The sequence below is a fragment of the Pseudomonas sp. LB3P93 genome, assembly GCF_054898025.1.
Window position 1 is genome coordinate 4,807,000 of sequence record NZ_CM142713.1, and the last position, 14,374, is coordinate 4,821,373.

12 protein-coding genes, 4 tRNA genes and 1 pseudogene are annotated in these 14,374 nt (G+C 58.3%); 6 read left to right on the forward strand and 11 right to left on the reverse strand.

Going from position 1 to position 14,374, the window contains the following annotated elements:
- The first annotated feature begins 8 nt into the window (after nucleotides 1-8).
- The 4 genes from ACYZT8_RS21815 to ACYZT8_RS21830 all read left to right on the forward strand — a co-directional run bounded on the left by ACYZT8_RS21815 (nucleotide 9) and on the right by ACYZT8_RS21830 (nucleotide 4,075).
- Nucleotides 9-635 carry an alanyl-tRNA editing protein gene (locus tag ACYZT8_RS21815; RefSeq protein ID WP_461975848.1) on the forward strand — a complete coding sequence of 209 codons (627 nt, stop codon included), beginning with the start codon at nucleotides 9-11 and terminating at the stop codon, nucleotides 633-635.
- Between the two features lie 93 nt (nucleotides 636-728).
- Nucleotides 729-1,499 carry a 2OG-Fe(II) oxygenase gene (locus tag ACYZT8_RS21820; RefSeq protein WP_461975850.1) on the forward strand — a complete coding sequence of 257 codons (771 nt, stop codon included), beginning with the start codon at nucleotides 729-731 and terminating at the stop codon, nucleotides 1,497-1,499.
- 1 nt (nucleotide 1,500) lies between these two features.
- Nucleotides 1,501-2,139, forward strand: coding sequence for a LysE family translocator (locus tag ACYZT8_RS21825; RefSeq protein ID WP_461975851.1), 639 nt, complete (start codon nucleotides 1,501-1,503; stop codon nucleotides 2,137-2,139).
- Between the two features lie 196 nt (nucleotides 2,140-2,335).
- On the forward strand, nucleotides 2,336-4,075 hold the full coding sequence (locus tag ACYZT8_RS21830; RefSeq protein WP_461975853.1) for a dipeptidase: 1,740 nt from the start codon (nucleotides 2,336-2,338) through the stop codon (nucleotides 4,073-4,075).
- 148 nt (nucleotides 4,076-4,223) lie between these two features.
- Here the strand turns inward: ACYZT8_RS21830 and ACYZT8_RS21835 are convergent.
- From ACYZT8_RS21835 to ACYZT8_RS21850, 4 genes are all read right to left on the reverse strand, one after another.
- A tRNA-Gly gene (locus ACYZT8_RS21835) sits at nucleotides 4,224-4,299 on the reverse strand.
- A 3-nt stretch (nucleotides 4,300-4,302) separates the two neighbouring features.
- Nucleotides 4,303-4,378: transfer RNA gene (locus ACYZT8_RS21840), tRNA-Glu, on the reverse strand.
- A gap of 105 nt (nucleotides 4,379-4,483) precedes the next feature.
- Nucleotides 4,484-4,559: transfer RNA gene (locus ACYZT8_RS21845), tRNA-Gly, on the reverse strand.
- A gap of 3 nt (nucleotides 4,560-4,562) precedes the next feature.
- Nucleotides 4,563-4,638 (reverse strand) — tRNA-Glu (locus ACYZT8_RS21850).
- A 378-nt stretch (nucleotides 4,639-5,016) separates the two neighbouring features.
- Between ACYZT8_RS21850 and ACYZT8_RS21855 the strand changes: the two genes are divergently transcribed.
- Nucleotides 5,017-5,787, forward strand: a complete 771-nt coding sequence (locus ACYZT8_RS21855; protein WP_461975855.1) for a hypothetical protein — start codon at nucleotides 5,017-5,019, stop codon at nucleotides 5,785-5,787.
- A 647-nt stretch (nucleotides 5,788-6,434) separates the two neighbouring features.
- On the opposite strand, the gene ACYZT8_RS21860 is transcribed toward ACYZT8_RS21855, so the two are convergent.
- From ACYZT8_RS21860 to ACYZT8_RS21885, 6 genes and pseudogenes are all read right to left on the reverse strand, one after another.
- On the reverse strand, nucleotides 6,435-7,271 hold the full coding sequence (locus ACYZT8_RS21860) for an IS3 family transposase (RefSeq protein WP_461973779.1): 837 nt from the start codon (nucleotides 7,269-7,271) through the stop codon (nucleotides 6,435-6,437).
- Nucleotides 7,268-7,573: a transposase gene (locus tag ACYZT8_RS21865; protein WP_461973777.1), complete on the reverse strand. Its 306-nt coding sequence runs from the start codon at nucleotides 7,571-7,573 to the stop codon at nucleotides 7,268-7,270. Before ACYZT8_RS21865 ends, ACYZT8_RS21860 begins: the two co-directional genes overlap by 4 nt.
- Before the next feature lie 109 nt (nucleotides 7,574-7,682).
- Nucleotides 7,683-8,564: a methyl-accepting chemotaxis protein gene (locus tag ACYZT8_RS21870; RefSeq protein WP_370655173.1), complete on the reverse strand. Its 882-nt coding sequence runs from the start codon at nucleotides 8,562-8,564 to the stop codon at nucleotides 7,683-7,685.
- A gap of 27 nt (nucleotides 8,565-8,591) precedes the next feature.
- Nucleotides 8,592-9,647: pseudogene (locus tag ACYZT8_RS21875) on the reverse strand (HAMP domain-containing protein); the annotation flags it as partial.
- Between the two features lie 108 nt (nucleotides 9,648-9,755).
- Nucleotides 9,756-11,147 carry an aminotransferase-like domain-containing protein gene (locus tag ACYZT8_RS21880; protein ID WP_461975857.1) on the reverse strand — a complete coding sequence of 464 codons (1,392 nt, stop codon included), beginning with the start codon at nucleotides 11,145-11,147 and terminating at the stop codon, nucleotides 9,756-9,758.
- A 186-nt stretch (nucleotides 11,148-11,333) separates the two neighbouring features.
- Nucleotides 11,334-12,095 (reverse strand): SDR family oxidoreductase, encoded by a 762-nt coding sequence (locus ACYZT8_RS21885; protein ID WP_461975859.1) that lies wholly within the window; start codon nucleotides 12,093-12,095, stop codon nucleotides 11,334-11,336.
- Between the two features lie 235 nt (nucleotides 12,096-12,330).
- Between ACYZT8_RS21885 and ACYZT8_RS21890 the strand changes: the two genes are divergently transcribed.
- Nucleotides 12,331-13,335: an NADP-dependent oxidoreductase gene (locus tag ACYZT8_RS21890; protein WP_461975861.1), complete on the forward strand. Its 1,005-nt coding sequence runs from the start codon at nucleotides 12,331-12,333 to the stop codon at nucleotides 13,333-13,335.
- Nucleotides 13,336-13,422: 87 nt separating this feature from the next.
- Here the strand turns inward: ACYZT8_RS21890 and pyrF are convergent, their stop codons facing one another.
- Nucleotides 13,423-14,121 (reverse strand): orotidine-5'-phosphate decarboxylase, encoded by a 699-nt coding sequence (gene pyrF / locus ACYZT8_RS21895; RefSeq protein ID WP_027924005.1) that lies wholly within the window; start codon nucleotides 14,119-14,121, stop codon nucleotides 13,423-13,425.
- Nucleotides 14,122-14,374: the final 253 nt, after the last annotated feature.

Below are 14,374 nucleotides of genomic sequence, written 5' to 3' on the forward strand. Positions count from 1 at the left end.
CATGGAATATGACGCTTCGCCTCTTTTTCCATAGTGATGACCTCAAGGCCAATGTGGAAGTCCTGGATTGCACGCCCCAGGAGAACGAATTTGCAGTGGTGCTGCGCGCCACATTGTTTCACCCCCAAGGTGGCGGTCAGCCTTGCGATACCGGCTGGATCGGCGAAAGCCAGGTGCTGCGCGTGATCCAGGACCCGGACCGGATCATTCACTTCGTCGACCGCCCGGTGAAACCGGGCATGACCCAGATTCGTATTGACGAGCAACGCCGTCAGTTCAATTCGCGCATGCATTCGGCCGGCCACCTGATCGGCCACTTTGTCCAGGCGCTGGGCTGGATGCCGATCAAGGCTCATCACTGGCCGGGCGAAGGACGCGTGCAATTCAAACCCCTGGAGTCGGCAAAAGAGGTGGATGCCGAGATCCTTCAGCAGGGGATCGAGCAATGGGTTGACCATGACCTGCCACGCCTGACGTCGATGCGCGAAGGCGCCCGGGAAATCGGTTTCGGTGAACTGCCCGCCTACGGCTGCGGCGGCACCCATGTACGTAGCCTGAAGGATTTGGGCACGGTCACGATCGCTTCCCTTTCACTGAAAAAGGGAACGCTGTCAGTCCACTACAGCGTGGATTGAGCTTTTGGGCGATGCCGTCCCCGTCATCGCCTGACGCCCGGGGGAGCCCGCGTTCGCGGGTTCTGTTGACTATCTGATAGATGGACCTAAGACATGATGCTTGACGTCGAGCGTCTCGATGAGACGTGCATAAAAAAACTGGCCAACGAAGAAGTCCTCGCCATACGCGTCAAAGGCCTGTTGCCCCGGCCGCTGGCGATTCAGATTGGCGACAAGATCCTCGCCCCGGGCTTCGAAGGCTATATCAACGCGCCGAGCATCGGTCGCATCGGCATGGCGTTTTATGAGGCGGAAAACCAACCGCTGCTGATCGAAGACTACTTCGAACGCGCCACCCGCAACATCGCGGAGTTGCGCAGTCGTTGCGCCCCCTACTCGTCCCCGGTCGATACCCTGCGCTGCATGCTCGATGAGTCCTGGCCCGCGGGTGCGCATCTGGAAAATCTCTACGGTCGCAAGATGTATGTCGGATTGTCCCGGGTGGTGAAACCGGGCGTGTGCTTCCTCGCCCACCACGACATTTTCGCCAAGGACGCCCCGGACAGTTACCAGGCCAGAAGCCTGGAGGCACAGTTCGCCTGCAACGTTTACCTGAATATGCCGACCGAAGGCGGCGCGTTGCAGATGTGGGACCACGACATTTCCCCGGACCAATTCGACGAAATGCGTGGCGACAGCTACGGCATCGACCCGGCCTTGCTCGGTACTCCAACCCTGGAGATTCGTCCTGAGCCGGGTGACTTCATCATGTTCAATTCGCGCTGCATGCACTCGGTGACGCCGGGCGTAGCGGATCCGCGATTGAGCCTTTCGTTCTTTGTCGGTTATCGCGGCAATGCTTCACCCCTTACTTTTTGGAGTTGAGATGTTTTCGAATTACCTGGGCGAGTTCCTGGCGCTGGCGACCATTCACTTTCTGGCAGTGGTCGCACCCGGACCGGACTTCGCGGTGACCATCCGCCAAAGTGTGCGTTTCGGCCGACTGGTCGGGATTTGCACGGCGCTGGGCATTGGCGCGGGGATCTCAGTGCACGTGCTTTACACCCTGCTCGGAGTCGGGGCGCTGATGCACACGACGCCCTGGTTGTTGACCGTGGCCAAGGTGGTGGGCGGCACCTACATTTTGTACCTCGGTGTCAGCCTGCTGCGTAGCAAGCCCAAGTCTTCGCTTGAAGGTGACAAAGTTGCGGATGAGCCGGTTGTCGAGCAAACGTTGCTGAAGGCGTTCACCACCGGTTTTCTGACCAACGCGACCAACCCCAAGGCGACGCTGTTTTTCCTGGCGATTTTCACCACGATCATCAGCGCCACGACACCGTTGAAGGTCCAGGCGCTGTATGGGGTGTGGATGTGTTTTGTGAACGCGCTGTGGTTCGTGATCGTCGCGCTGTTCTTTTCCAGCGCCCGGGTGCGATTGCTGTTCATGCGCATGGGGCATTGGTTCGAACGCACCATGGGGGTGATTCTGATCCTGTTCGCCGGGCGCCTGATTCTGTCGATGTAAAACCTGCGCCCATGCAAAAGGCCCGCTCAGTCAGACTGACGGGCCTTTTTCGTTTCTGCGTCGCTTTTGCATTTCTGTGCGACAGATCCCACTTCAGGGCTCCCGTAACACTCTGTTGCAGTGTTAGGTTGGAAACGTTTCTGTCTCATCGATCAGAAACTTCTCACAAACTGCCTGCAAAGGAATGCCCTCAACAATGAATTTCACACTCAAGCACCTGGCTGCGTCAACCCTGATACTGGCCAGCCTTTCGTCGTTCACCTTGACCGCACAAGCCAACATTACCCCGCAACAGAGCGCGGCGATCCTCAAGACCTTCAGCGATGCATCGGTCACGGATTTCAGGCAGTTCCTGGGAGGTCTGGCCAAGAGCGACCTCGGCAAAACCGACAATCTCGGCTCGGCCATCAGCGCCTTCCTCGGCAACAAGACCCTTACGCCAGAACAACAGAACGAAGTCCATCGCCTGCTTGGTCTCTATGCACGGGTGAAATATGGCGCCGCTGCCACCGAGACCCTGCGCGAGCTGGTAGCCATCCCGACCTTCCGCGTGGACGGCGTTGATCAGCACGACAATCCCGAATTCATCAAGATCGCCGACAAGATCAAGGGCCTGGCCCAAGCCTTCAACCTGAATTTCCGCAACATCGACAATCGCGTCTATGAAATCACCCTTGAGGGCAGCAGCGATGAAGTGGTGGGCATTCACGCGCATGCCGACGTAGTGCCGGTGACGCCAGAAAACTGGGTCCTGAAAGACGGCACCAAACTCGATCCGTTCAAGGTCACCCTGATCGGCGACCGCATGTATGGCCGAGGCACCGAAGATGACAAGAACGGTATCGTGGTAGCCCTCTATGCGATGAAGATCATCAAGGAAGAGAAGCTGCCGCTGGCGCGCAATTTCAAGCTGCTGGTCGACACCACCGAGGAAACCACCGGCGACGCCATTCCTTATTACTTCGAACACAACCCGACACCTAACTACAACCTGGCGCTGGATGGTGGCTACCCGGTAGTGATTGCCGAGAAAGGTTACGGCACCGTGATGGCGAACTTCCCGAAACGTAAGGCCGAGGGCAAAGGCGCGGAAATCATCTCGATGACTGGCGGCCTGGCCACAAACCAGATTCCGTCGGCTTCCGTCGTCACATTGGTGACTGACAAGCCTGCCGAACTAGCCGCAAGCCTGCAAAAAGCCGGCACTGAATATGCCAAGCGCAACGGCGGCGATTTCGAAGTGAACGCCAAGGTCGATGGCAAGGACGTCAAGCTGACGGTCACTGGCGTTTCCGCCCACTCCTCCGAGCCCGAATCCGGCGTCAACCCGGTGTCCAGAATGCTGGTCTTCATCAACAGCCTCGACGGCAAGGTCGCGCTCAAGCACAACCACATCACCGACGCCGCCCGCTACGTAGCGGACAACTGGGGGCTGGATTACCTGGGTGGCAAATTGGGAGTCGGTTTTTCCGATGACTTCATGGGCCCGCTGACCACTTCCCTGACCTATGTCGCAATGGATGACAAAGCCTTCAAGCTTGCGGTCAACCTGCGCGTGCCGAAGGGCAGATCTCCCGAAGAGCTCAAGGCTCAAATCGCCGAAAAACTTGGCGCCTGGAGCAAGAAGACCCACGTTGCGGTGGCCTTCGACTACTCAATCGCGGAACCGATGTACCGCAACCCTGAGGGTGAATGGGTCAAGGCCTTGCTCGCCGTGGCCAGCGAAAACCTTGGCATGGAACACAAGTACGGCACCTCCGCCGGCGCCACCTCGGTCCATGAACTGCCCAACGGCGTGCAATTCGGCCTGGCAAGACCCGAGGTCAAGTACACCGGCCACACCGACAACGAGTTCAAGACGGTTGACCAGTTCCTGCTGGACCTGCAGATCGTGACGGAAATGATGGGGCGCATCGGGCAGTTGCCGAAACTCTGATCGCTTTTTCGGGCCCGCTGTTGTGGCGGGTCCGACACGTTGAAGTCTTGATTCCTACACAAACAAAAAAAGGACCTTGAGGTCCTTTTTTATGAATGACGCACAAACAAAAACGCCGCTCATTGCTGAGCGGCGTTTTTGTTAAATATGGAGCGGGAAACGAGACTCGAACTCGCGACCCCGACCTTGGCAAGGTCGTGCTCTACCAACTGAGCTATTCCCGCAAATGGCGTCCCCTAGGGGACTCGAACCCCTGTTACCGCCGTGAAAGGGCGGTGTCCTAGGCCACTAGACGAAGGGGACACGCTAACTGAAACACATGGTGTGTATTTCAGTGCCCAAATCCGCATCCGAAGATGTCGGCTCTGGCTTCACTCAGCGCCGCCCGAAAGCAACGCTGCTTAAAATTGGAGCGGGAAACGAGACTCGAACTCGCGACCCCGACCTTGGCAAGGTCGTGCTCTACCAACTGAGCTATTCCCGCTTATGGCGTCCCCTAGGGGACTCGAACCCCTGTTACCGCCGTGAAAGGGCGGTGTCCTAGGCCACTAGACGAAGGGGACACACGTACAACATTCACTCCCTACCGCGTTTCGCTGTGTGCTTTACGCTGTAAGTGGCGCGCATTCTATGGATGGATTGAGGGGTCGTCAACCCCCAGATATAAATTTATTTAAATCAATGACTTCGCCCCGCTTTCAGGCGCGATTCAGGCTTTTGCGCCTCCTGACCTTTGGCGACTATATTCTGGCAACCACCAAGACGTTATAGTCCGCCGTTGTAGATGGTGGCAATGTGATTCGCAGTTGCCAGCATTTATATAAGTAGAACGACGGCCGATATAAAGACAGCCCCAACCGATTCAACTCGTCGAGCGGTCCTATGCGCCCAAATGCCAAGCCACTACACTCGATCGCGAACCCTATAAAGAGGTCTTACCGGTGACACCACTCATGATCACCCTGCTAGTCGTAGCCGGGATCGCACTATTGATCGCCATTGGCTACATGAACCATGTGGTGGAAAACAATAAGCTGGAAAGGGCCCGTACCAAGGTTGAACTCAACGACCGCCTGCGTCGCTGCGGCGAAATCACCGAGACCTTCCCCGGTCAGCTGATGACACCCGGGCTCAAGCTGCTGTTGACCCGCCTGGAGCTCAACGTCTGCCAGCGTTTGCTCAACCTGGAAAAAACCAGCTCCAACCTCAGGGCGCGGATTACTGAACTGGAAGCCCTGGCCGCTCAAGGCGAATCGATTCCGGTCAACAACCCGCCGGCACCGATCCAGACCGAAGCCAAGGCCAAGGACGTACGTTTTCTGCTGGAAGCCCTGCACGGCCAAATCACCCGTGCCGCACAGGACGGCTACCTGCCGACCAACGAAGCCAAGCGCTGGATCCGCGAAGTGCGCCACATTCTGGTCCTGCTGCACATCGAGTTTTTCAACAACCTCGGCCAGCACTGCCTGCAACAAAACCAGCCAGGCCAGGCTCGCCTCGCCTTCGAACGCGGTGTGCAATACCTGCGCAAACAGCAGGAACCGCAGGTCTACGCTGAACAACTCGAATACCTGGAAAAACTCCTGGCGCGCGCCAACGCCATGGTGATGGACAACATCGCAGCGGTTGAAAGCGAGGCAAACCAACTGAACGTAGGCCTCAAAGACGTCGAGGCGGATGCGGACTGGAAGAAGAAAGTGATCTACGACTGATCAAAAGAATCAAAGAAAGCCACCGCGAGGTGGCTTTTTTTATGGGTTGGATTTGGTGGTATACAGCAGGAAGATAGGTCGGCTGTCAGGCCGCCATCGCTGGCAGGCCAGCTCCCACAAGGTCCGTGCCATCTGCAAACGATTGGTCGGCTGGCAGGCCGCCATCGCAGGCAAGCCAGCTCCCACAGGGTTCGGTGTACATCTGCAAGTAATTGGTCGGCGTGGATACGCTTCGCTCCTCACCACTCATCAGGCCGAGCGTTAGCTCGCCTGCAGCTTTTGATTTTGATCTGCCCGCCCCGTCGGGAGGCTGAGAGGAGGCGTTCATCTGGGGGGTAGGCGCGTAGCGCCGTTCGACGAAGTCGAACACATCGAGAGGAGGTCGAAGCGAAGCCGACCGGAGGCGATGCCCCCAGATGAATGCCGGAGCGAAGGAACGCCGAGCCTAGGCGAGGGGCCGGACGTTGGGGCGAAGACCTTTGCTTCCTTTGGGGCGTTTGCCAAAGGGAGTCGCCGTAAGGGCGAAACCATAAGCGGCCGTTACCGCAGGAATGGATATGTACACCGGAAAGAGATAGGTCCGCTGTCAGGCCGCCTTCGCGAGCAAGCTGAACTGGTCAAGTAAATCCGGACACCGGTTACGGTGCTTATGCCGCTTTTTGCTCCATAGCTAGTGGCGACAGGTAGTTGTTGTAGCTGTGGAGCCTGGTGCGGTTGTAGTACATGAAGAAACGCGTCATATCAGTTTCGGCTTCCTTGACCGTGCTGTAGCCGTTACGAGGGACCCATTCTGACTTTAGCGTGCCGAAAAAGCGTTCTGTCGGCGCATTGTCCCAGCACTGCCCGCGACGACTCATGCTTTGCAAAATGTCATGGCGTCTCAGCTCTTCTTGAAACTTGCGACTGGTGTACTGACAACCCTGATCCGAATGGAACATTACTCCTGACGGGCATTTACGAAGCTCTGTCGCCATCCGTAGCGCCTTGCTGACCAGGTTCGCGTCGTTGACCAGAGAGAATGCCCAGCCGATGACCCGGCGTGCATACAAGTCGATCACGATGGCCAGATGAACCCAACGTTTACCCACCATCAGGCTTGTAACATCGCCACACCAGACCTGATTGACTGCGGTCGGTTTGAAATTGCGCTTGAGCAAATTGGGTGCGACGAACGCTTCAACCCCTTTGGATCTGAATAGGTGCGGCTGGCGTTGTTTACTGACAATGTTGGCCTCTCTCATCAATGCTCTAACAAGGCTTCTTCCGGCAGATATATCTAGTGCCTTCAGGTTTTTGCTGATCGCTCTGGAGCCCAGGGCTTCCCGACTTTCGCTGTGCAACTCGACCACTTTCTCTTTGAGTTCTTCGCGTCTGATCTTTGGCTTGGCGCGCCGCTGCATCCATTCATAAAAGCTGCTGCGCTTCACATCGAAAACGCGACACAGGGTGGCGGTCGGAAATGACTCTCTTAGCTCCGCGATCATCGAAAACGATCGGGGTCCGACATCAAGAGAGCGGTAGCCTTTTTTAAGATTTCGGCTTCCAGTTCCAGGCGTTTGATCTTGGCTTTCAATTCCTGAATCTGGCGCTGATCCTCAGTAATTGCCTTGGTGCCCTGAACGGGTTGCCCTTTGCGCTCCTTGCGAACCTGCTCGACCCACCGCCGCAGGGCGGTAGGTCCAATACCTAAAGACGCGCAGACATCTGGAACGGGGCAATTATCGTCAATTACCATGCTGGCTGCACGATGCTTGAATTCGCGGGAATAGACCTTTCTTTCGTTCATGGAACCTCCAAATTGGCGAAATCATATCGCCCTTAAGAGGTGTCCGGAATTATTAGGCCAGTTCAAGCCCGCTCCCACAGTAGATCTATGTACACCTGTGGGAGCCAGATCAGAGCCGAAAGTGCCCGACCATCCCTTTCAACTCAACCCCCAACTGCGCCAGCTCAATACTCGAAGCCGCATTCCCCCGCATCGCCAACGAAGACTGATCCGCACTCGCACGAATACTCGTCACACTGCGATTAATCTCCTCGGCCACCGAACTCTGCTCCTCGGCGGCCGCCGCAATCTGCTGGTTCATTTGCTGAATCAAAGACACCGCCGCCGCAATACTCCCCAGCGCACTCTCAGTCTGCAACGCGTCACTCACCGCCAGCTTCACCAGCTCTCCACTGTTCTGAATCTGCTGCACCGACGACTGCGCCGCCGAACGCAAGGCACTCACCAGACGCTCAATCTCCTCGGTCGATTGCTGAGTGCGCTTGGCCAGCGCCCGAACCTCATCCGCCACTACCGCAAACCCCCTGCCCTGCTCACCGGCCCGGGCCGCCTCGATCGCCGCATTGAGCGCCAACAGATTGGTTTGCTCGGCAACGCTCTTGATCACACTGAGCACCGTGCCGATGTTCTGGATTTCCGCACTCAAGCTTTCGATACTCGAACTGGCCGAAGTCGCCGAGTCCGCCAATTGCTCGATCCGCGCCATGCTCTGACGCACCACCTGCTGACCACTTTCAACCTTGCCGTCCGCCGTTTGCGCTGCCTGCGCGGCTTCCTCCGCGTTACGCGCAACGTCGTGCACCGTCGCCGTCATCTGATTCATCGCCGTGGCAACCTGCTCGGTTTCTTCTTTCTGGCTACTGACCTCCAGATTGGTCTGCTCGGTCACCGCCGACAACGATTGCGCTGAACTCGCCAACTGCTCGATACCGGCCTGCAAACCACTGACGATGGTGCTCAGCCCCGCGCCCATCTGTTGCATGGCCTGCATCAACTGGCCGATCTCGTCACGGCGCGTCACTTCAACCGTCGCACTCAAATCACCCGCAGCGATCTGCTGCGCGACACGAATCACACTGCGCAACGGCGCCACGATCAACCGGGTAATCACCCACGCCGCAATCAACCCGACCAGCAACGCCAGCGCCGAGGAGCCGATGATCAGCATCGAGTTCTTTTTCAGTTCGGCCTGCATCGACTGGTCTTCGGCGACATAGGCCTGATCGACCCGCTCCACCACCTGCGCGGCGCGCTGGTGCAATTGCTCATAGACGGTTTTTTCCTGGGCCAACAGGCCGGTGTACTCGGTCAGTTTCTCGCTGAAACTGTTGATGTGACCCGCCACTTCATTGAGGACCGTCTGATAGCCCTCATCCTTGACCGTGGTTTTTAACTGCTCCGCCTGAATCTGCGCCTGTTCGGCCTGCTCGATTTTGCCCTGGCCTGCGCTGTCGTCGCCTTTGCGGCTCTGGTCCAGACGCACACGCGCCTCGTTCATGGCCTGCAGCATCAGCCGCGACACCTGGCTGACCTGATTGGCCTGCTCGATGAACTGCCCACCGTCCTTGCCCTCGGACTCTTTCAAGGTATAGGCGCCGTCATCGGCAAGCCCTGCTTGCAGGACATCAAGGTTATTGGCCACGCTGGACACCGACCAACTGGCCATTTCCAGGGCCAGGTCCTTGGCCTGACTCAGCGAAACGAATTCGTCGAAGGCCTTGCGATAGGCCCCCAGGGACTGCTCAACGTCATTCATCACCGGTACGTTGGCCGCTGACGCAGCCTTGAGCTGCGTCGCCAAAACGATCAGGTCATCAACGCCCTGGCGCAGGGCATCGGCGGTTTTCGGATTGCCGTGCAAGGCGTATTCCTGTTCAAGCAGTCGCACCTTGAGCAAACCGCTGTTGAGCGACGACATCTGCTTGAGCCCGTCGAAGCGATGGCTGATGGTTTGCAGGGACCAAACGCCGATGGCTGCCACCAGGGCCGTCAGCAGCAGCACCAATACAAACCCGACACCCATTTTTTTTGCCATACCGAGGTTGGCAAAACGTCCTTGCACGGCCGAAATCATTGCACTTAGTCCCCTGACATAGTCTGTTGACGCAGATTCGCAACGGGCATACGCCAGCACAAGTCTCTGGCGTCTGAATAATGGCAAAAAGCTACGCCCGCGTCGTTTTCAGAACGCTTTAGGTCGATTCGCAGCCGTCGCCTGAAAAAATGCGCGGGCACGAGGATCGCAGGCATAAGCCACGTTGATGCGCTGCCAGTCACTCACCTGGCCATCAGGACTGAATGCCGTAGCCGAAGACAGCAGCACACCGAAGCGCCGGGCCTGTTTGCGCACCTGAGCGTAGTCGGACATCCTCGACCGCGCCCAGATAAACAGGCCGCCGGCCGGCTTGCCGAAAACCTCCCACTCGGCGTCTTCGAGCACTTGCAGGGCGGCCTCTCTGTCCGTGTTCAAACGCTGGCGCTGACGCTGGACCAGTTTGCGGTATGCGCCGCTGGCCAACAGACACGTCAGCACCGATTCGCAGAACCGTGAGGCGCCCATGCTGCTGACCATCTTGACCTCGGCCAGTTGAGCAACAATCTCGTCACTGGCCACAACAAACCCGACCCGCAATGAACTGCTGAGGGTTTTCGAGTAGCTGCCGACGTAAATCACATTGTCATTGATACCCAACGCGGCGAGGCGGGTGCCGGGGCCGCTGTGCAAATCCGCATAGACGTCATCTTCAATCACCAGCACGCCATGGGTTTTGGTCAGTTGCATAACCTGCTGCGCCACCACAGACGTCAGGCAACTGCCCGTCGGGTTGTGATAGAAGCTGTTGATAAATAGCGCTCGGGGCCTGTGCTTGAGCAACAGCGCTTCAAGCTGCGCCGTGTCCGGCCCACGCGGGGTACGCGGCACCTCGATCATCGTCACGCCGTGCAGCCTGAGCAGGTCGAACAACAATGGATACCCCGGGCTTTCCACCACCACGCAATCACCCGGCTTGAGCAAGGTACGCACGATCAGGTCGAGCCCATGGCTGGCACCGGCGGTAGTCAGAATCCGGTTTTCGTCCACCTCGATACTGAGCTGGTTGAGGCGTTTGAGGATCTGCAGACGCAAGGCTGGCAGCCCCCATGACGTGCTGTAGTTGAACAACCCGGCCATGTCGGTACGGCTGACTTGTCGGATCGCGTAGCTCAGGTCGTCCGTTTCGCGCCAGCTTTCGGGCAGTCCGCCACAGCCTAATAAAAGCTCGCCCGAGAGGCCGCCCTGCTTCACTTCCGCACCTTCGAACCAGAGGCATTCCTGTTGCCCCTGAGCGGTCAGCGCCGGCGTGGCGACAGTGAAACCGGCGCCATGACGCGAAGCCAGCACGCCTTGAGTCACCAGGCGCTCACAGGCTTCAACGACGCTGGACTGACTGAGCAGATTGACCCGCGCGATTTGCCGCGCAGAAGGTAAACGCGTCCCTGGCAGCACCTCGCTCTGACGAAGCCAGACGGCCAACGCGTCGACGATTTGCTGTACGACCGGCACCAATGCCTGTCGATCGATTCTCAATTCCATGAGCAAGCAAACTCCTGTCCATTTGCGGGGAGCAGTTAATCACAGGTGCGCTTGAACGGATGTGCGACAACGCCGCCAAAACCCTCGGTTCTAACCATTTGAAACACACTTGTCCGTCCCTTCCACGGCGCCATGAAAAAGCCCGCACGAATGCGGGCTCTTTCCTACACGACGAACCTTGATTGTTCAGAACGCGGTGACACCACCGTCCACCGCCAGCGAGTGGCCGGTAGTAAACGCTGCGCCATCGCTGCACAGGTACAGCACCGCGCTGGCGATTTCCTCGACCTTGCCGATCCGCCCGACCGGGTGCATGGCGTTGGCGAACTCGCCCTTCTTCGGGTCCGCTTCATAGGCACGACGGAACATGTCGGTGTCGATCACCGCCGGGCACACCGCGTTGACGCGAATCTTTTTCTTGGCGTATTCGATGGCAGCCGACTTGGTCAGGCCGATCACCGCATGTTTCGACGCCGCGTAAATGCTCATCTTCGGCGCAGCACCGAGGCCCGCTACCGAAGCGGTGTTGACGATCGCACCGCCGCCCTGGGCCAGCAGCAATGGCAGCTGGTACTTCATGCACAACCAGACGCCTTTGACGTTGACGCCCATGATCGCGTCGAACTCATCGATCGTGCCGTCAGCCAGTTTGCCTTTCTCGATCTCGATGCCAGCATTGTTGAAGGCATAGTCCAGACGGCCGTAGGTATTCACCACCTCGTCCATCAGATTTTTCACATCGCTTTCCAGCGTGACGTTGCAGCGCACGAAGGTCGCTTCGCCGCCCGCCGTACGAATCAGTGCCACGGTGCCTTCGCCCCCGGCCGTGTCCATGTCGGCCACCACCACTTTCAACCCTTCAGCGGCGAATGCCTGGGCGGTCGCGCGGCCAATACCGTTGGCAGCGCCAGTCACAACAGCGACCTGGCCGGAAAACGTCATGCTCATTGTTATGTCCTCAAAGAGAAGATGCGAGGGATCGCGTGTTCGCAGTCTAGCCACAGGGGCGCGTGGCACGGCAGCACTATCAGAAGCCCGGTTGGGCGACCATGAGTGGCAGTGATAGAACTGCGGGACCGACTATCACTGCACTGGATCGATGTGCATTCGCCGCATCAGCCAAACTTGCAGCATCGATCATGAAGGTCTATCAACAAGGCTTCATTCATCTTGAGTGCCAGTCATGACTACCCAGACCAATCGCCAGTTCCTGCTCGCCAAACGTCCGGTGGGCGAGGCAACCCGCGAGACCTTTACCTATCAGGAAGTGCCTGTCGGCGAACCGGCTGCGGGTCAGATCCTGGTCAAAAACGAATACCTGTCCCTGGACCCGGCCATGCGTGGCTGGATGAACGAGGGCAAGTCCTACATTCCGCCGGTCGGTATCGGCGAAGTCATGCGTGCATTGGGTGTAGGCAAAGTCGTTGCCTCGAATAATCCTGGGTTTGCGGTCGGGGACTACGTCAACGGTGCCTTGGGCGTGCAGGATTATTTCCTCGGCGAGCCACGAGGTTTCTACAAGGTCGATCCGAAACTGGCACCGCTGCCACGTTACCTGTCGGCGCTAGGCATGACCGGGATGACAGCCTACTTCGCGCTGCTCGATGTTGGCGCACCGAAGGAAGGTGACACCGTGGTGCTGTCCGGCGCGGCCGGCGCAGTGGGCAGCATTGCCGGGCAGATCGCCAAGATCAAAGGCTGCCGCGTGATCGGCATCGCGGGCGGCGCGGACAAGTGCAAGTTCCTGATCGACGAATTGGGTTTCGACGGCGTCATCGACTACAAGAACGAAGACGTGCATGCGGGCCTGAAGCGTGAATGCCCGAAAGGTGTCGACGTGTATTTCGATAACGTGGGCGGCGATATTCTCGACGCGGTGCTGGGTCGCCTGGCCATGAAAGCGCGGGTGGTGATTTGTGGCGCGATCAGCCAGTACAACAACAAGGAGGCGGTTAAAGGCCCGGCCAATTATCTGTCGCTGCTGGTCAACCGTGCACGAATGGAAGGCTTTGTGGTGATGGACTACGCCGCGCAGTTCGCCGCCGCCGGACAGGAAATGGCCGGATGGATGGCCAAGGGGCAACTCAAGAGCAAGGAAGACATTGTTGAAGGGCTGGAAACGTTCCCGGAGACGCTGATGAAACTGTTCAGCGGCGAGAATTTCGGGAAGTTGGTGTTGAAGGTATAAAAGCTTCGCGGGCAAGCCTCGCTCCTACGTACGGTGGTGCACTTGTAGGAGCGAGGCTTGCCCGCGAATGGTTTGAGCAGTCGCTGCTTAAGCCAGTTCGGCCACGACTGCTGCCAACGCCTTGGCCGGATCCGCCGCCTGGCTGATCGGACGACCAATCACCAGATAATCAGAACCGGCATCCAGCGCCTGACGCGGGGTCAGAATGCGGCGCTGATCGTCCTGGGCGCTGCCCGCCGGACGAATCCCCGGGGTCACCAGTTGCAGCGACGGGTGCGCCGATTTCAGGGCCTGGGCTTCCAGGGCCGAGCACACCAGACCGTCCATCCCGGCTTTTTCCGCCAATGCCGCCAGACGCAGCACTTGCTCCTGTGGCTCGATGTCCAGGCCGATTCCCGCCAGATCTTCACGCTCCATGCTGGTCAGCACGGTCACGCCGATCAACAGCGGTTTAGGGCCGGTACGCTGATCGAGTACTTCACGGCAGGCAGCCATCATGCGCAGACCACCGGAGCAATGGACGTTGACCATCCATACGCCCATTTCCGCCGCAGCCTTCACTGCCATGGCCGTGGTGTTCGGAATGTCGTGGAACTTGAGGTCCAGAAACACTTCGAAACCCTTGTCACGCAAGGTGCCGACGATTTCAGAGGCGCAACTGGTGAACAGCTCCTTACCGACTTTGACCCGGCACAGCTTCGGGTCCAACTGGTCGGCCAGCTTCAGTGCGGCGTCACGGGTGGGGAAATCCAGGGCGACGATGATAGGAGTCTGGCAGACGGACATGAGCGGGCTCTCAGGCAGGACGAAATCGGCGCGCATTGTAGCGGAACCAGCGCCACTGCGGGACCCGATGATCGGTAAATCGTCCCGAAGACTCAAGCAAGACTAGCCCCTGCGCCGATTGTGTCGAGTTCGATACACACACGACACGCCCACAACACCCTTCGTCGCTACCCTCGGCAGCCGCAACACGTCCTTACAGCACTTCCCGCCTCCGGGCCGGACGCCTATGCTGGAACCACAACCTCGCAGCCCA